The organism is Polyangiaceae bacterium (genome assembly GCA_020633235.1).
GTDB lineage: Bacteria > Myxococcota_A > Polyangia > Polyangiales > Polyangiaceae > JACKEA01.
Window position 1 is genome coordinate 1 of the sequence record JACKEA010000002.1, and the last position, 17,222, is coordinate 17,222.

At 68.6% G+C, this 17,222-nt stretch carries 15 protein-coding genes; 6 read left to right on the forward strand and 9 right to left on the reverse strand.

All coding sequences use genetic code 11. The features are described 5' to 3' along the window. The 5 genes from H6717_10560 to H6717_10580 all read left to right on the forward strand — a co-directional run. The coding region (locus H6717_10560) for a hypothetical protein (GenBank protein ID MCB9577452.1) at positions 1–146 on the forward strand (146 nt) is incomplete at its 5' end. Positions 147–215: 69 nt separating this feature from the next. Next, positions 216–2,849 (forward strand): CehA/McbA family metallohydrolase, encoded by a 2,634-nt coding sequence (locus H6717_10565; GenBank protein MCB9577453.1) that lies wholly within the window; start codon positions 216–218, stop codon positions 2,847–2,849. A gap of 86 nt (positions 2,850–2,935) precedes the next feature. Further along, positions 2,936–3,280, forward strand: a complete 345-nt coding sequence (locus tag H6717_10570; GenBank protein MCB9577454.1) for a hypothetical protein — start codon at positions 2,936–2,938, stop codon at positions 3,278–3,280. 137 nt (positions 3,281–3,417) lie between these two features. After that, entirely contained in the window at positions 3,418–3,825 is a 408-nt protein-coding gene (locus H6717_10575) for a GNAT family N-acetyltransferase (GenBank protein MCB9577455.1), read from the forward strand. 83 nt (positions 3,826–3,908) lie between these two features. Next, a complete protein-coding gene (locus tag H6717_10580) occupies positions 3,909–5,186 on the forward strand; it encodes an SEC-C domain-containing protein (protein ID MCB9577456.1) in 1,278 nt (425 codons plus the stop codon). A 10-nt stretch (positions 5,187–5,196) separates the two neighbouring features. On the opposite strand, the gene H6717_10585 is transcribed toward H6717_10580, so the two are convergent. The 3 genes from H6717_10585 to H6717_10595 all read right to left on the reverse strand — a co-directional run bounded on the left by H6717_10585 (position 5,197) and on the right by H6717_10595 (position 9,289). After that, on the reverse strand, positions 5,197–6,609 hold the full coding sequence (locus H6717_10585) for a hypothetical protein (GenBank protein ID MCB9577457.1): 1,413 nt from the start codon (positions 6,607–6,609) through the stop codon (positions 5,197–5,199). Positions 6,610–6,855: 246 nt separating this feature from the next. Beyond that, positions 6,856–8,469 carry a hypothetical protein gene (locus H6717_10590; GenBank protein MCB9577458.1) on the reverse strand — a complete coding sequence of 538 codons (1,614 nt, stop codon included), beginning with the start codon at positions 8,467–8,469 and terminating at the stop codon, positions 6,856–6,858. Positions 8,470–8,485: 16 nt separating this feature from the next. Further along, positions 8,486–9,289 (reverse strand): PEGA domain-containing protein, encoded by an 804-nt coding sequence (locus tag H6717_10595; protein MCB9577459.1) that lies wholly within the window; start codon positions 9,287–9,289, stop codon positions 8,486–8,488. Positions 9,290–9,766: 477 nt separating this feature from the next. Here H6717_10595 and H6717_10600 point away from each other — a divergent pair, with 477 nt between their 5' ends. Continuing rightward, the gene (locus H6717_10600) at positions 9,767–10,123 is read left to right on the forward strand and encodes a DUF559 domain-containing protein (GenBank protein ID MCB9577460.1); all 357 of its coding nucleotides are present in this window, start codon (positions 9,767–9,769) and stop codon (positions 10,121–10,123) included. 6 nt (positions 10,124–10,129) lie between these two features. On the opposite strand, the gene H6717_10605 is transcribed toward H6717_10600, so the two are convergent. The 6 genes from H6717_10605 to H6717_10630 all read right to left on the reverse strand — a co-directional run bounded on the left by H6717_10605 (position 10,130) and on the right by H6717_10630 (position 17,206). Continuing rightward, entirely contained in the window at positions 10,130–11,761 is a 1,632-nt protein-coding gene (locus tag H6717_10605; GenBank protein MCB9577461.1) for a hypothetical protein, read from the reverse strand. 17 nt (positions 11,762–11,778) lie between these two features. Next, positions 11,779–12,804, reverse strand: coding sequence for a PEGA domain-containing protein (locus H6717_10610; GenBank protein MCB9577462.1), 1,026 nt, complete (start codon positions 12,802–12,804; stop codon positions 11,779–11,781). A gap of 11 nt (positions 12,805–12,815) precedes the next feature. Then, positions 12,816–13,466: a hypothetical protein gene (locus H6717_10615; GenBank protein ID MCB9577463.1), complete on the reverse strand. Its 651-nt coding sequence runs from the start codon at positions 13,464–13,466 to the stop codon at positions 12,816–12,818. A 35-nt stretch (positions 13,467–13,501) separates the two neighbouring features. Further along, entirely contained in the window at positions 13,502–15,382 is a 1,881-nt protein-coding gene (locus tag H6717_10620) for a protein kinase (GenBank protein MCB9577464.1), read from the reverse strand. Further along, entirely contained in the window at positions 15,379–16,611 is a 1,233-nt protein-coding gene (locus H6717_10625) for a serine/threonine protein kinase (protein ID MCB9577465.1), read from the reverse strand. The genes H6717_10620 and H6717_10625 overlap by 4 nt, the downstream gene beginning before the upstream one ends. A gap of 88 nt (positions 16,612–16,699) precedes the next feature. Continuing rightward, positions 16,700–17,206: a hypothetical protein gene (locus tag H6717_10630; protein MCB9577466.1), complete on the reverse strand. Its 507-nt coding sequence runs from the start codon at positions 17,204–17,206 to the stop codon at positions 16,700–16,702. Positions 17,207–17,222: the final 16 nt, after the last annotated feature.

Sequence of the window (17,222 nt, forward strand, 5' to 3'; positions counted from 1 at the left end):
ACAACAACTTCGGCACCGGCTGGGTCCACTTCGACGTGGATCTGACAACCGGCCAAGTGACCTTCAGCCGACTGTGTGAGGCGGAGTTCTCGACGATCTACTACCGCACCGAGACCACCGCGACGGGCACTCTCGTCTGCCCCTGACGCGTCGCGTTGTTTCCGCGGCGGGCCGACATCCCTGCAAAGGGCATGTTACATTTCGTCGACAGTACGATGACGACGCGTCGACGGCTTGCTTCACCCATCGTTATTGGTCTGCTCACGGTGGCCGCGCTGCACGGCTGCTCGGGAGACGATTCCGCACCCGGCGGTAGCGCGGGCAGCGGCGGCTCCGCCGGGAGCGAGGGCGGCGTGTGTCCCACGGAGACGGACGTCTTCGAAGCCGGGGACGACACGGGCAGCGCGGACCCGTATGGCGCCAAGGCGGCGGGGCAAGCGCGGGCCGGGCGGCTGACCAACGCGGCGATGGTCGTGCAGCCGGCGCATGGACGGCAGCGCGTGAACATCGGGGACTTCGTGCTCGCCAACGACAAGATCGCCGTGACCATCGAGGACAAGGGACTGTCCGACGGCTACGCGCGCTTCGGTGGTGAGATCTTGGCGGTCGATCGCGTGGGCGACGACGGCAAGCCGCTGGGCACGTCGTACTACGTGGAGACGCTGATGGCGCTGTCCATCCAGATGGTGAACCCCACCAGCGTCAGCGTGATCAACGATGGCACCGACGGCAAGGCCGCCGTGGTGCGCGTGTCGGGTCCACTTCAGGCCATCCCGTTCCTCGATGGCTCCCTCGCCACGCTGTTCCCGCGGCGCTACGACGTGCAAGCCGCGTACGACTACGTGCTCGAGCCCGGTAGCGAAAAGCTCCTGATCCGCCTCGGCATCATCAACCCCTCCCCGGATCCGATCGAGCTCGCCTTCGACGGCATCAGCGACGAGATCCACGGCTTCTTCCACACCAACCACAACCAGCTGGTGACGGAAGCCAACGGCTTCGGCAAAGCCAGCGGAGACCTGCCCTGGGCGGGCTTCGTGAACGACGGCACCAGCTTCGCGTGGCGTCCGGCGGGCGGAGAAACGCTGGAGCTCGGCCTGGAGGTGAGCGGCTTCGTGTACACCCTGGGGCCCGGCTTCACCGCCGACGGCTGCGCCATCACCTGGGTGGATCACGCCGAGGTGATCGCCGGCGGTCCCGAGTACGACGGCCTGCGCGTGGCCTTGAGCCATGTGGATGGCGGCGAGGAGTGGCGCGCGATCAGCGGCACCGTGAAAGACGCCGATGGCAATCCCGTCCCCGGCGCCTGGGTGCACGAGCAAGACGACGCCGGCAAATATCTGAGCCGCACCAAGGCGGACGAAAACGGCGCCTACGTGATCCACGCGCCCCAGAGCCAGGCGGTGAAGCTCATCCCCCAGGCCAAGGGCTATCCGCTGGGCGCCGGCGCTGCCGTGGCGGCCGGCTCCACCGCGAGTGATCTGACCTTCGATCCCACCGGCAAGCTCCACGTCTCCGCCGTGGACTCGGTGAGCAATCAAGCCATCCCCGTGCGCGTACAGGTGGTCCCCAAGGCCGGCACCACCGGCGCCCCCGACGAGTTCGGCGTGCTCGACGAAACCAACGGCCGCCTACACCAGGCCTACGCCATCACGGGCGACGTGACGCTGAACGTGCCCCCCGGCGATCACCAAGTGATCGTGACCCGCGGCTACGAGTACGAGCTCAGCGACCAGACCGTGAGCGTGACCGCCGGGCAGACCACCGACGTTCCCGTCACCCTCGAGCGCAGCGTGGACAGCACCGGTTGGATGTGCGCCGACTGGCACATCCACAGCTACCAGAGCGCGGATTCCGACGACACGCCGGAGAGCAAGGTCGCCAGCGCCATTTGCGATGGCCTGGAAATCCCGGTCTCCAGCGAGCACGAGTGGGTGATCGACTTCCAGCCCATCGTGGAGAAGCTCGGCCTCACCCCGTGGGCCTTCGGCATGCCCAGCGAAGAGCTCACCACCTTCACCTGGGGGCACTTCGGCGTCGTGCCGCTGTTGCCCAAGCCCGACAAGGTGAACAACGGCGCCATCGAGTGGGTGGGCAAAGAGCCGCCGGCCATGTTCGCCGACGTGCAAGCGCAGCCGGAAAACCCCGTGCTCATCGTCAACCACCCGAGCGGCACCGGCTTCGGCGCCTACTTCAGCCAGGCCGCCTTCGACGAGTCCACCGGCGCCGGCAAAGACAAAACACTGTGGAGCGACGACTTCGACGCCATCGAGGTATTCAACGACTCCGACTTCGAGAGCAATCGAGACAAGAGCGTGGCCGCGTGGTTCTCGCTCTTGAATCACGACAAGACCTTCTGGGCCGTGGGCTCCTCCGACAGCCATCACATCCGCACCAGCCCCGTCGGCTATCCGCGCACCTGCCTCTACTTCGGCCACGACGATCCGACGAAGCTCACCGTGAACGCCGTGCGTGACGTGCTCGCCGCCGGCACCGCCGTCGTGAGCGGCGGTCTGTTCATGACCGTGGACGGCCCCGGCGGCGCCAAGCCCGGCGAAACCGTCAAGGCCACCGGCAGCGCCAACTTCACCGTCACCGTGCAGTCCCCGAGCTGGCTGAACCCGACCACGCTGGAAGTGATCGTCAACGGCGAGACGGTCTCCACCGAGGCCCTCGCGCCGCTGGGCAGCGGAACCGGCAAGACCTTCGTCAATCAGGTCAGCGTCACGCTAGACGGCAGCAAAGCGCGCAACTGGGTCGTGTTCCACGCCAAGGGCGACAGCGATCTCGCGCCGCTGCATCCCGGTCGCATGCCCTTCGCGGTCTCGAACCCGATCTTCTTCAAGCCCTGAGGCCCAGGTTCAGCCTCTGGGCTTGCGAAAGCGCCCTGGATGCGTTATCCCTCACATGTCCCTCAATTGTGAGGGCAGGAGGCGCCATGCGACTCGAAGCAACCGTACCCGATAGCCGAGGCTCGGCTGTACAAGAGCTCGCAGACCAGCTTGGGTTGAGCCGCAGCCAGATCATCGACGAGGCCTTGTCGTTGTTCCTGAAGGCGGTCTTGGAGATTCGCCGCGGCCGTCGGCTGGTGACCCAGGATCCGCGTGACCGGCAGGCCGTGTGTGAGTTGATGACGCCCACGCTCACGGCGCTGGAGTGGGCTCTCTCGCCGGACGACCTCGAGCTTCCGGACGCGGCGATCGCCAAGATGCAAGAGCTGGTAGATGCTCCCGCGGAGCCGAACGCGCGCTTGCGCGCGGCCGCGAAGCGTCGCCGCCGATGACAGAGCCAGCAAGCCCCACATACCTGACACGCCGGATTGGTCCCGGTGATCCGGCGTGCGGTTTTCGGTGTGGCAAGCATCCGCTCGATGACTACTTCCGGCGCCACGCGCTACCCAACGACCAGGGGAACGTCGGCTTGGCCTACGTGGTGGATGCGTCGGCTGACGACGTTGCGGCCGGGCTTCCCACGGTCATCGCCTTCTACACGCTGAGCATGGCCGCCGTCGTGTCCGCCGATGTTGGCTCTGTGATGGAGAAGAAGCTTCCTCGCTACCCGATGCCGGTTGCGCTGATCGGCCGGCTTGCTGTCGACGACCGTGCTCGAGGACGGCGCCTGGGTGAGGCTCTCCTACTTGATGCTCTGTACCGGGTGACCGCAGCCGCGGAGATCGTCGGTTGCCTGGGGATCATCGTCGACGCCAAGGACGAGGACGGCAAGCGCTTCTACGAGAAGTATGACTTCGTCACGGTAGATGCATCGTCCTGGCCGCGCCGGATGTTCCTGCCGATCGGCGTGGCGCGAGCAGCTGTTAGCGACCAGTAGCGAACCCGCCGGCCACGCCCGTCGGCTCTGTCCTTGCCCCCCGCCACTATCCAAGCTCTGAAAACTATCGTATTCGCTTGGGCATGGCCGGAGTGGACCGCAACAAGCCGTGCCCGTGTGGGTCGGGCAAGAAGTACAAGAGGTGCTGCGCGGGGAAGGCCGAGAGTACGCGCTACACGCAGCAAGAGCGCGACGTGGCCCTGGCCATATTGAGCGAGCTCGCGGACGACACGGATTGGGAGGACGTCGTCGCCGCGGTGGACGACGAGATGTGGGGAACGGTCCACGACGACGAGCATCCGGAGCTCGGCCTGGTGAGCGATCGCTTCGCCGATTGGTACATGTTCTTCGACTACGAGCTCGACGACGACGGTCTACGCATGGCGGATCTGGTGCTCGAGACGGACGAGATCACTCTGCCTCCCGGTGTGCTGCGCTACTTGCGCCTCGCGCGCGAGAGCGTGGTGCGCCCCTACGAAGCCACCGAGGTGCGCGCCGGCGTGGGGCTCACGCTCCGGAACGTGCTGACCGGCGAGCTGACCCGCGTGCAAGAGCGCACGGCGTCCCGCGAGATCCCTCCCGGCGCGGTGCTGGCGGTGCGGGTATTGCCAAGCGGCAGCGGCGGCGAGCCCGTGTTCGACGGAGAAATCTTGCCGTTCCTGCCGCAGTTCCGCGGGCGCCTGATGAACCATCTGCGGGAGCTGGCGGAGGAGTACGAACGCGAGATCGGCCCAGTGGACGACGCCTTCTTCGAAGACGTGACGCCGCTCTTGCATCAGTACTGGGTGGCGCAGCGTAATCCGCCGTCGCTCGCCTTCGTCGTGTCACGCTTCAACGTCACGGACACCTCCGCCGTGAGCCGCGCGTTGGACGCCGACGGGAGCTTCGAACGACACGCGCCCGACGCGCCGCGCTGGCTCTGGCGAGGTGGAGAAACGGCCTCGGGCCTCGTCGAGCTCACCGACGACACCCTGAACCTCCTCACACAGTTCGAGGCCCAGGCGGAGCAAGCCCGGACGAAGCTGGAGGCCATCGCCGGCACGGCCCTCAGCTTTCGCAGCATCGAGCACCAGGATCCCAAGGATGTCGTCCCCGAGCCCGGCTCCTCCGTGCCGCTTCCAAAAGAACTTCGTGCGGTCATCCAGCAGAAGCTCGACGAGCACTATCGCGCTTGGCTGGACGAGCCCATTCCCCGCCTCGACGGCCAGACACCCCGCGACGCCGTGAAGAGCGACAGGCTTCGCCCGCGCGTGCGCGACATGCTGGTCGAGCTGGAACAGATGTACGCCCAAGCGCGAGAGACCGGCGAGCCCGCCCACGACCCTGCCTGGATGTGGCAAGAGCTCCAGCTACAGCGCTGAGCATCCCTGTTCAATTTTGGGTTGGTCCGGCGCGAGCCCCGGCGCGCTCCGGCACCAACTGCACGGAACTGCCACGCACTCGGAAATGGCAGGGCAAGCCCGCGGCACGGGCGGCGCGGCGCACCGCTTCCGGATGGATGCGCCCGCGCACCAGTCCCGCCTCGCGGAGCGCGCTCTCCACGTCCGCCACGCTGGACGGCGCGCGCGCCGTGATCAGCTCCAGGCATCGCCCGAGCGCGGGAAGCTCCAGCTCCGCAGCGCGCACCGTGCGCTCCAAACGCGCGAGCTTCCCATGGATGCACTTGGTCGTTACCCCGTACAGCGCCGCGACGGACGCGGTGCTCGGCGGCGGCTCTCCACCCCAGCCGTTGATCGCTCGCACCTGCCCCCGCGTTCGCTCCGTCGGCAGCAGGGCGAGCATTCGTTCCAACTCGCTGTCGAGGATCGCATCCCCCACCTGCCCGCCACCACGCAGCGCCAAGGCGCTAGTTTCCCAGTCTTCCGGAAGATGCACGCCCAGCCGCAGCCCGAGCGCTGCCAGACGCTCCTCGATGACCGCCAGCGTCTTCCTTCCCATCCGGGGAAGCCTCGAGATTTGCTCCGGCTGGCAGCGCGCCAGATCTCCGACTCGGTGAACCCCCACCCACTCCAAGCGCCCCACGGCGCGCGCAGGGAGTCTGAGCGCTACGAGGGTTTGTCCACACGCGCGCAGCGCATTGTCGTCCAATTCGGCAACGTCTTCGGTCGGGTCCACCATGTCCGGAAGCGCAAGCTTGCGCCGGTGCAGGCGCGCCACCTCGCTCCAGCCGCTGGGCAACTCCAATCCGAGATCGAGCCCGACACGCCGCAGCGCGCCGGAAACCTCGTCGAGCCGCAGCCAGAAGCGCCTGTCCGGAAACATGCGCTCGAGGTCCGGCCCCGTGCAGCTCGCGAGCTCACCAGCCATGGTAATCCCGCGTGGCGGCAAGAGCTCCACGTACGTGTACGGCAACCCGAACGGAAGCAACTCCTGGATCGTCATCGCACACGCGGCATAACCCCGCGCATTGAGCGCCACCGCGCGCTTCTGTGAGCGGTCACGAATGCGCGGGGCCTGACGGGGCAAGTCGAGCACAACGCTCCGGCTCCGACGCCGTGCAATGGGCGGCCCACCCCTACCGAGATCAGTCTCGGCGCGGCGCCTCGGTTCTGGGCTCGGTTCTGGCCCCGGAACGGGCGGCCCTCCCGTGCCGAAGTCGAGCCCGAGCACGCGCAGCGCGCGGCCGAGCTGCCGAAGCGAGTGCAAGCCGATGGGTTGATCCGGCGCGTAGCGCACGTTTTCGGCCAGCCACTTCCGCGAGCACTGCGAGACCTCCCCCGCGGTGGTGACGCCGCTGCGGCTCAACGCCGTTGCCAGCACCCGCGGAATGGAAAGCTCGTGCACACCCACCTCCCGCCCCCCGACTCCGGAGCGTGTCGAGGGGGCCGCGCCTTTCCTAGACCCGGCCACCCGCTTCACAGCGCTTCGTGCGCCGCTCGGTCCGAGCCGTCCGGCGTGGGGATTGGCAATAGCACCATCGCTGCCAGGACCGCTGGATGTTGGCCCCCCGCGGAACCTCGCGCCTCGACGTCGCAGCCCACGCCACCACACGCCTGCCGACCGGCACGACCGTTTCTGTCGCGCCTCCGCTCAGTAGCTCTGCTCATTGGCCACCACCCCGTCGCTCCCTGCGTGCGTCGCTTGTCCCAACCCATCGAGGCCACCCGCCGCCCCCGCGCTCGCCGTCGTCACGCTCGGCGCACCGGAAGGCTTCGTCCCAACGTACGCCAGCCCGATGCTCGGTCCGCCCGCTCCGCCGCCGCCGGGTCCGCCCGCGCCGCCTTGCCCGCCCTGCCCGCCTGGGCATGCGTCGTTCCCCGAACTGCCCTTCTTGCCGCCAGCACCCGGCGTGCCACCGCTACCCCCCTGCTGCCCCAGCGCTCCCTTCCCTCCCGCGCCTCCGTCCTTCGCCACCAGCTCCACTCCGTCCAGCACGACGGTGGAGTTGATGCTCGCCAGCGCGATACTCGCCCCGCCGCCACCTCCGCCGGGGCCGCCCGCTCCGCCGCAGCCGCCACCTCCCCCGGAACCCCCGCTCGCTCCCGTCAACGGCGCGCAGCCCGCGAGCGGCGCTTTCGCTCCACCGCCCCCTCCGCCGCCCTGGCCCGCGCTCCCCGCTTTGCCCGCCTCGCCGGACGCAGGCGTGTAGCCCGACGCGCTCAGCGCGCCCGCGCCGGTACCGCCGTTGCCCGGATTGCCGGGAGCGCCGTTGGAGCCCGTTTGGCCGCCGCCGTCATCGACAGTACTGCCCACGCTGCAACCCCAGCTCCCGCCCAGGCCTTCCCCCACTCCGGCTCCGCCCTTGGTTCCCGTCTGTCCGGGGTTGCCGGCGCCCGCGCTGTTCGCGCCCACACCCCCATCCCCGCCCTTCCCGCCCGTGCTCGTCCCCGGCGTGCAGCTCGTCGTGACCGCCGCGCCTCCGTTGCTCGGGTTCGTGCACGCATCCACTCCCTTGTTCCCCGGCGTGCCGTCCTTCGCCGCCGCCGTGAACGCCGTCCCGTCGTCCCCCTTCGCTCCCTTCCCAGCCTCCGCCTTCACTCGCCTCAGCGTCACTCCCGTCGAGTCCTTCACCCATACCGCGATGCTCGACCCCACCGTCGCGTCCGTCGCCACCACGTCGAAGTCCTCCACCTCGAATCCCGTCACTCCCTCCACGCTCAACACCTGCGTCTCCGCTCCGCCCACCACCGTGGGCGCACTCGCGCTGTACACCCACGTCGTGCAGTCGAATCCACCGTACAGCGACACCCCGTCGTGCGCGCTCGTCACGTTCACCGGCCCCACGTACGTCCCACCCGTCGCGCACGCATACACTCGCTTCTTCGATGTTGCCGCCGCGTCCAGCCCTTTCGTCAACGTCGCGTACGGCTTGTCCTTCGTCCCATCACCAGCGCTGTCCGAACCCGTCGGACTCACGAACACACCGTACTCGTCCGAAACCAAGCAGCTCTCTTCGCTCGGCGACTTCGTCGTGTCGCACGTCCCCCCGTCTCCACCCGCTTGGCCGCCCACTCCCGCCTGGCCGCCTTGGCCCCCGCTGCCCGAGGTGCCTCCGGTGCCCGACCCGCCGCCGCTGCCACCCGTTCCAGAGTCGGACGCCGGACCGCACCATTCGCCCTTGTCTGAGCACGTCACGTCCGTCGAGCCGCAAGCCGCCACAACTGCGCCCGCGCAAACCAAACCAAGCAAAGCCACGCTCTTCATTGTTCACTCCCTCCGATCAGAATCGGGCTCGAACCGTGCCGCCAAACATCTTGGACCCAAGAGCTGGCGACAGCTCAAATCGCCTCGCCCGCGCGCTGTCGTGGTCGGCACTCGGCGTCCACAGCAGGAACGTCGCAACGGTCGCGGTCGCAAACACCCCAGTTGCTATCCAGGCAAAGCCCTCCACTCGGTTCGCGTCTGCACGCTGCTGGCTTGCGTCTGCGATGTTTTGACAAAGCGAGCTACCCCGGCCCGCATCTGAGCACGGCGTAGCGCTCCCGAACTGCGTCTTCGCGTCCGCGAGCAACTTGTCCGCGTCGCTCTGGTGCCCGTTCGCCTTCGCCATGAATCCCACGGCCACAGCAGCCGACGCCACGGTCAACACCGCTCCGCTCGCAAGCACCACGGTGCGTGCCGAGACTCCGCCATCCGGGCTCTTCCCGCCACCCGGCGCGGCAGCCCCTCCGCCAGCTCCGGAACCCGCACCGGCCCCGCCCGCGCCTCCACCCCCTGCCGGCTTCGGCGTCTCGGCCTCGAGCTGCAGCGAGACGCTCTTCACGCTACCCGCCGTCACCGCGACCGTTTCCGTCGCGTCCTCAAAACCGTGCGCTCGCGCGCTGAGCCGATGCTCGCCGGCGTCCAGGTACAGTGGCGCCTCCAGCGGCGAGCGCCCAACGGCCGCTCCGTCGAGCAGCACGTCCGCGCCGTCTTGACTCACCGTCACCGTCACCTCCGCCACGTGCTGCTTCGCCTTCACCAACAGCGCCTCCACGGCGGCTTTCTTCTTGCGCGCGTCACCCGTCGACGGAAACGCCCGCAACGAAGCGCTCAGGTGCTCCGCTGCTGCCGTGTACTTTCCGAGCTGCAGCTCGCTTTGCCCAAGCAGCGCCGCAATGTCTGGGAATGCCCACCCCCGCCGTGCTCGGGCCCTCCGGGCCCTGCGCGCGGCTTGCCCCTCCCTTATTTGGGCTCCGGCCCCCAGGGGGCCTCCGCGCAAATGGGAGGGGCCGCGCCGGTGGCCTGGCTCCGAGCTGCTGGGTTTGAGTGACTGGGAGCGTGGCTCTGGGCGCGCTTGGCTCCCGTCGCTCGCGGCGGCTCGGCCGTGCCGCCCCTTCGACCTCGTCCCGGCTTGCTGCCGGGCTCCGCTGAGCGGCGCACGCTCCCTGCCGCGCCCCGACTCTCGCAAGCCGGGGCGCGACGCGGGCGGCGCGCGCCTCCCACTCCGTCCCTCGGGCGCGTCATGCAGCCTGCGCCTGCGGGGGCGTAGCCCGGCAGCAAGCCGGGACTGGAGGTCTTCATGCGTCACTTCCACCTCACCCCTCGCGACATCGCTCGCCAGCGCGCACACGTCATGCGCCAGCACCCCACCTTCAGTGAGCTCAAGCTCTGGCAAGCGCTCCGCGCCTCCAAGCTCGGCGTCCCCTTCCGCAGGCAATTCGTCATCCGTCGCTACATCGTTGACTTTGCCGCTCCCAAAGTGCGCTTGGCGGTGGAAGTGGATGGCGGCTACCACGCCCAGCGCACTGCCGCCGACGCTCGCAGGGACCGCGACCTCCGCCGGGCCGGCTGGCGCGTGCTGCGCTTGGACGCTGACCTGGTCGTCCATCATCTGCCAGAAGCTGTCGCTCGCATCCGCGCCGCCTTGCCGCCTTGAGCACACTCACTGCTCGAACGTGCTCGCGTTGTCACCGTCACTTCCATCGGGCGCGGGATTGAGGCCTATGCCGTTCACCGAACCGCCTTTGCCCTTCGTCCCGCCGTTGCCACTCTGGATGTTCACGGTGCCGATCTGCTGTGGCTGGCTGCCGTTGTAGACGAGTCCGTGACTCGGACCACCTGACCCACCGGAGCCTGAGCCGCCGGGCCCACCGGTGCCGCCGTCGCCGCCGGATCCACCCTTGCCCATTCCACTGGCGGCGGCGCCACCTGCCGCTCCAGAACCTCCGGAACCGCCCGCCCCGGCGTTACCGCCCTTTCCACCGTTGCCGCCATCGCTGGCTATCAGCTCGCAACTGTCTAGCGTCACTTGGCTCTGCCAGGACAGCAGCGCCACGCTCGCTCCGCCGCCACCCCCAGCGCTACCGTGCTTGCCTCCGCAACCGCCCATCCCGCCGGCGCCGCCGGATGCGCCGATGCACGTTGAGAGTCCGGTCGCTGCACTGGCACCACCGCCACCGCCGCCCTGGCCAGGGAAACCGTCGGTTCCGGCTTGACCGTCGGCGGGTACGTAGCCCGATGCACTGAACGCGCCAGTTGCCGCTGCGACAAGACCCACACTGCCGGCGTTGCCGTTCGAGCCCTGCTTGCCGGCGGTACCATCGGCGGGGGGTATCGCAGAGCCGTCCCCTTTGTTGTCGTTGTTTGCCGGGCTCACGTTCGTCAACGGAGTTCCCGGTGTTCCGTTGCCGCCCGCGCCGGCTTTCTTCGCGTCGCCGCCCGACCCTCCGAGTGAGCCGCACTCGCTCGCAGCACCCCACATTCCGCCGCTCTGCGTGGCCGGCGCGCCCGCACACGTCGCCGCAGTTCCTTGCTGTGCGGCGGCGGGCACAACGCCAGCAGTGCCCTCTTGTCCCGCTGCGCCGTCCTGGCCGCCGCCCGCCTTGCCAGCCGTGATCTTGACGCGCCGGAGCACGACGTTCTGCGACGCGCTGACGATCATGGCGAAGCTCGACTCACCCGTGGGCGCGCCATCCGCCGACTGGACATCGAAATCCTCGACCGTCATTCCGACGCTCAGGCCACTGGCCTTCCACGCCGTCGTGGAGCCCTTGATCACCGCTTTCGTCGTCGTGTCGTACTTCCAGTCCGTGCACTTGAAACCACCATGGATGGCGGCGCCGTCGTTCGCGCTCGAAACGGTGACGTCCTCGTTGTACTCACCGTTCGTGTTGCACACATAGATGCTCTTCCCTTTGGCGTTGGCCAGCGCGGCGGTGATCGTCTTGTACGGTGCGGCGCGCGTACCATCCGCCGTGCCGGCCGTACTGCCCGCATCCACGAACACACCGTACTGCTCGTCCACAAGGCAGCTCTCTTGGCTCGGAGACTTCGTGGTGTCGCACGTGCCGCCGTCGCCACCAGTTCCTGCCGTCCCTGCCTGCCCACCTTGGCCCCCGCTGCCGGACGTGCCACCGCTACCGGACGCGCCCGCGGTACCGCCAGTGCCGGAATCGGTGCCCGCGCCGGGGCAGCCGATCCCGTCCTCGCAACTGTACGGCCCGCCACCGCAGCCCACCGCAACACTCGTCAGACCCACCACCAGGACGCTACTCAGCACCTTGTTCGTCTTCATCGCGCTCTCCATCCACTTCAGAAGCTACCGACAACCGCAACGCCCGCGCCTCGTGTCCCGAGTTGCGGCACCACAACCGCCCCCTTCGACGATTCTTCCGTGGGCCAAAAGACGGCCGCGCCCGCCGTCGCCGCCGCGAAGGCACCGGCGCCGACGAACCCGGCCAGCGCGATGTTCCGCGATTGATCCCGCCGATCGATGGTGTCGCCCAGTTCCTGACACCATGCGCTGCTTCTTGGCGCGGCGCACTCCTTCTGAGCGCGCGGCTTCGCGTCGTCGATCTCTGACTGCGTGGCATTTGCTCGGAGCGCGTACCCGATGCCCACACCCAGACCGACCACCGCCAGCGCGCCTCCCGTCACCAGTACCCAGGTCGGCGCGCCACCCTCCGCGCCGGGGTGCTGCGTGCCACCCGGCGCGGCAGCCCCTCCGCCAGCTCCGGAACCCGCACCGGCCCCGCCCGCGCCTCCACCCCCTGCCGGCTTCGGCGTCTCGGCCTCGAGCTGCAGCGAGACGCTCTTCACGCTACCCGCCGTCACCGCGACCGTTTCCGTCGCGTCCTCAAAACCGTGCGCTCGCGCGCTGAGCCGATGCTCGCCGGCGTCCAGGTACAGTGGCGCCTCCAGCGGCGAGCGCCCAACGGCCGCTCCGTCGAGCAGCACGTCCGCGCCGTCTTGACTCACCGTCACCGTCACCTCCGCCACGTGCTGCTTCGCCTTCACCAACAGCGCCTCCACGGCGGCTTTCTTCTTGCGCGCGTCACCCGTCGACGGAAACGCCCGCAACGAAGCGCTCAGGTGCTCCGCTGCTGCCGTGTACTTTCCGAGCTGCAGCTCGCTTTGCCCAAGCAGCGCCGCAATGTCGTAGCTCTGCTTGAGCTTCCACGCTTCGGAAAGCGCGGCGTAGGCCTTGTTGAAGTCGTTCCGCACGATCGCGTCACGACCTTGGTTGAAGAGCTGGACCGCACGCTCGTCGTCCGCGGCGCTGGCGCCGGGCGCGAACAGGCAAATGGCGAAGAAGAACGCAACGAAGAGGGAACGCAAGGTAGGCATGCTCAAAGTACGGGGCGTTGGGGGTCGTAGCCAGGTGGCAGCGAAGGCGCGGGAGCGGGGTGTGGCGTGACCGCCGGCTTGGAGGCAGCGGGCGCAGGCTTTGGTTTGGTGGGCGGAGGCTTGGAGATGCTCGGCGCCGGCTTGGGCTGCTGGCCGGTGCTGGGCTTCGGCGCCGCGCTCGCACTGGTTGCGGGTGGCGGCGCAACGCTGGGCGCGGACTTCGCAGACGTCACGCCCGGCGGCACCGCGGGCGCGGGTGCTTCCGGTTTCTCGGCCGCCGGCTGAGTCGGAGCTGGCGCAGACTGCGCGCTGTCGTCCGCGCGCAGGCCGAGCCAAACGGCAAGGGCCGCCGCCACCAGCACGACGCCAATCACGATCGTGGCCCGTGACGCCAGCGGCGCGGGCGCCGCTTGTCGTGTCGATTCGCGCTCCGCCTCAGGTGCTGGCGCGTCTACGTCGTTCTCGCCGGAGTCCACGGCTCGAAGGTCCACGGCCGCCATCGCTCGAAGCACCCCCGGCGGCGCCGTGCGCTGCTGGAACCGATGTGGATTGAACTCGTCCACCTTCCCCGCCTCCGGAAACAACGGATCTCCCTCGCCCCGGCCTTGATTCAGCTCGTCCATGGCAGCCCGCAAGCTCGCGTCGTGCCCCACCACATCAGCTTCTGAGCGCTTTGCGGACATGGTCTCTACAGGCCCGAGCCGGGCAACGCCTTGTGGGGTGGGGATTGTTGGCCCGCCGCGGAACCTCCGGGTTTGCGAGCTGTGCGCGGCGGATCCGCGTTGATGGGCTCGCCGGGCAAGTCGGCTCCCGAGCGATCGCCGTTGATGGGCTCGGCGGGCGGCACCGCCGCCGGCTTCGGTCGTTGTGAATCGACGGGAAACCAGAGTTCGGCGCCTTTTGTCGCAGGCGGGGCTGCCTTCGTCGGGGCCGTTGCAGCCGGCGACGCTGGTCTCGTGGACGTGGCAGGCAGGGCTGCCGACAGTGCGGCCGGCGCTGGTACTGGCTCAGGGCTCGGCGCACCAGACGCGACGGGCGGCGCCACAGTGGACGACGCCACGACGGACGCAGGCGGCGATGCTTTTGCCTGCCGCGCCCGCTTCGCGAGATTCACTCCGATACTCGTGGGCACCGCGATCGCAGTTCCAAGCACGCAGGCGACGAGGGCCGCACGCGCAGGGGTAGCGAGTGCGCGCGCAGCGAGGGCTTCGAACTTCGAGCGCGCCGCTGGCGACGGCCGGCGCGCGGTGCTGACTGGCTTGGCTTGTTTCCGCGGCGAACCAACAAGCTGCTGGGGAGGCTGTGGCGGCGGCGCCGGAGCCGCGGCGCTAGCGCGAGAGGGCGCAGGGGCGCGGCGAGCGGGAACCACGGCGGGCGCGACGGGCGGCGCGTCGATGCGCTCGCGCTCGAGCACGACCGGCGTTGGGGCGCCCTGCCCAGCGCCGGGCGACGGCAGCGCGAACAGCCGCACCGTGTCGCGGTTCTTCAGCGCGGCGGGGGGCACCACGGGCGGCAGCATCTCCTGCGTGGTCTCGGGCGGAAGCGACGGACTCTGTTCTGTATCCGCACCCGCAAAGGCGGCTTGTCCGGGCCTCGCCCTGTTGGTCTCGCCCACCAGATCCCGAAGCGCGGTGGCGAAGCGCCGGCGCTCGGCTTCGAGCGTGAAGCGGCGTTCGGCATCTCGCAGGGCGATGCCGAATTCGTGCATGGATCCGTAGCGGTTCTCCGGCGCCTTGGCGATAGCTCGCTGCACCACACGCGCCACGTAGTCCGGAATGGTGGGCACCAGCTCCGTGAGGGGCGGTGGCACGTGGCCGATCTGGATCCAGCCCAGCTCCGTGTGCGTCGGCGTCTCGATCCCATTGAGACAGGGGTGGCCACCGGCGAGCGCTTCGTACAGCAGCGTACCCAGGGCGTAGATGTCGGTGCGGACGGTCACCTGCCGGCCCTGCAGCTGCTCGGGGCTCATGTACAGCGGCGTGCCCTGCCAGCGGTACTTGTCGGTGGTCTGGAAGCCTCCGCTATCCAGGAACTTGGCGATCCCGAAGTCCAGCACGCGGGCGTGATTGCCGTTCTCGATGAAGATGTTCTCGGGCTTCAGATCGCGGTGGATGGCGCCCAACCGGTGCGCCGCCTCCACCGCATCGCAGACCTGGGCGCCCACCACGAGCGCTTCGGGTACCGACAGCGCCCGTAGCGCGATGAGCACGTCCCGGAGCGGCCGACCGATGAGCCGTTCCATGATGATGTAGATCAACGCGCCGTCTGAGGTGACGCCCGCGTCGAAGACCTGCACCACATTCGGGTGCCGAATGCGGGAGAGCACGATGGCTTCGGCGCGGGCGCGGCGGCGGAACTCGGCGGCCTTCTCGGCCTTGCCGGGGATGACCTTGATGGCGACGCGGCGATCGAGAAACTCCTGGTACCCCTCGTAGACGAAGGCCGTGCCGCCGCTGCCCAAGAGCCCGACGATTTCGAAGTTCTCGAATCGCTGCCCCGGGTCGAGGGGACCGCGCTCCTGCTCTAGGGCGTTCACTCGAGGGTCGAGTGTAGCGGAATGTACGCTCATGGCGACCCTCCCGCAAACAGCCAGGCCATGAGCGCAGCAGCGACAATGGCGCTCACCAACAGCACCAAAGCAAATACACCCAACGTGCGTGCAGGCGGCGGTGCGGGATGTTCCACGGTCGCGGCTTGCCCCACGGGCATGGCGGGTGGCGTCGCGTCGTCGCGGACGGTGGTGGAGACGTCGGCCGGCAGCGGTCCGGGCGCTCCCGCGGATTGGAGCGTCGGGTTGTCCGGCGGCGGTTCTGCGGCAGGTTCGGGCAGGGGACTCTCGGCCCGTGCTCGCGGCGCGGCCTTCACCGCGGCTGGGTCGGAGGAGTCGTAGCCCACTGTTGCCAGCCAACCCACGGGCTGCCGGATGGCCCGCCGAACCCCTGCGAGGGCGTCCGCCATTTCCTCGGCCGTCTGGAAGCGATCGGCGGGATCCTTGGCCAGCGCCTTGAGCACGATCGCGTCGAGCTCCGCAGCGACGGGCTCCGCAGCAAGAGATGAAGGAGCTGCGGGCGTCTCGTTCACGTGGGCAGCCATGGCCTGATCCGGATCGCGCGTGGCAAATGGTCCGCGCCCGGTGATCATCTCGTACAAGAGCAGACCCACGGCGTACAGATCCGCGCGACCATCGACCGGCCGGCCGCTTGCCTGCTCCGGAGACATGTGCAGCGGAGTGCCGACGGCCTGACCCTGGCTGGTGAGGGGGACGCGGGCGAAGGCGCTTGGGGCCAGAAACTTCGCCACGCCGAAGTCCAGGATCTTCGGGATGCGTTCGCTGCCATCTGTGTGCAGGAAGATGTTGCCCGGCTTGATGTCCCGATGAACGAAGCCTGCGCGGTGCGCCTCCCCGAGGCCGGACAGCACGGCGATGGCGGTGGACAGCGCTTCGGAGACCGGCAAGCGCCGGATGTGCATCTCGGTGTGGAGCGTGCAGCCGACCAGACGCTCCATGACCAGGAAGAACTGGCCGGACGGCGTGACGCCAGCGTCCGACACGGCAACGATGTTCGGATGCCGAAGCGCGCCGAGAGCGCGCGCCTCGCGCCGCAGGCGCTCCATCTGGCGCTCCGAAGCGTGGAACTGCGGCCGCAACACCTTTACGGCCACGCGCTTCTTCAGCTCCAAGTGCTCCGCCAAGTGAACTTCGCCGACGCCACCTCGCCCGATGACATCGATGCTTCGATATCCGGTTCCGGTCAGCGGGTCGCCGTTGCCCTCGGCACCGGCAGCAGCACGTTCCATGATCTTGGCCTCGCCCCTGGTGGTCGCTCGGCAATGATAGGTGACATCTTCGTCCAGGGGGAGGACCGGTTGCGCAAAATGTTGCGCGTCAGTTCTCGGCGCCTTCCACGATTCGCACGTCCACGGCGTGGACCGGGAAGGGATACGTCACCCGATCCCGCTGCGGATTGGTGATCGCGTCTTCGTAGCGATCCAGCGTCATGAACACGCAACCGCGCTCGAACTGGAACAGGACGTAGGGCCTCACGCGGGCGAGGTTTTGCTCCTCACCCGGGAGCACCAGGGTGCCCATCACGGCCAAGAGCCTTTCCCTTCGCTCGCAGGTGAATACGTGCAGCTGCACGTTCACCGTGCTGGTGAGCACGGCGTACACGGGGGAGAAGCCGTGCTCGAGCTGCTTGGACTCCGGAATGCGCTGCAGCGCTCGTTTCATTTCGTCAAACGAGAGCAGCGGCGTTTCCAACCCGGCGAGCTCGTCTCCAGCGGCTTCAGCGCAGGCCAGCAGGTCCAGCAGTGTTTGCTCCGGCGTCTGACCGCGCGCCTCGGCCATGTCGACCAACATCTGGCTGACGCCCCCGACCTTCTCTTCAACCATGCGACAGCGTACCTTC

What these genes read in the sequence shown, in the direction of transcription:
- H6717_10565 (MCB9577453.1), top strand. Translation starts at nt 216, where the DNA reads ATGACGACGCGTCGACGGCTTGCTTCACCCATCGTTATTGGTCTGCTC.
- H6717_10630 (MCB9577466.1), bottom strand. Translation starts at nt 17,206, where the DNA reads ATGGTTGAAGAGAAGGTCGGGGGCGTCAGCCAGATGTTGGTCGACATG.
- H6717_10620 (MCB9577464.1), bottom strand. Translation starts at nt 15,382, where the DNA reads ATGAGCGTACATTCCGCTACACTCGACCCTCGAGTGAACGCCCTAGAG.
- H6717_10570 (MCB9577454.1), top strand. Translation starts at nt 2,936, where the DNA reads ATGCGACTCGAAGCAACCGTACCCGATAGCCGAGGCTCGGCTGTACAA.
- H6717_10605 (MCB9577461.1), bottom strand. Translation starts at nt 11,761, where the DNA reads ATGAAGACGAACAAGGTGCTGAGTAGCGTCCTGGTGGTGGGTCTGACG.
- H6717_10625 (MCB9577465.1), bottom strand. Translation starts at nt 16,611, where the DNA reads ATGGAACGTGCTGCTGCCGGTGCCGAGGGCAACGGCGACCCGCTGACC.
- H6717_10590 (MCB9577458.1), bottom strand. Translation starts at nt 8,469, where the DNA reads ATGAAGAGCGTGGCTTTGCTTGGTTTGGTTTGCGCGGGCGCAGTTGTG.
- H6717_10580 (MCB9577456.1), top strand. Translation starts at nt 3,909, where the DNA reads ATGGCCGGAGTGGACCGCAACAAGCCGTGCCCGTGTGGGTCGGGCAAG.
- H6717_10600 (MCB9577460.1), top strand. Translation starts at nt 9,767, where the DNA reads ATGCGTCACTTCCACCTCACCCCTCGCGACATCGCTCGCCAGCGCGCA.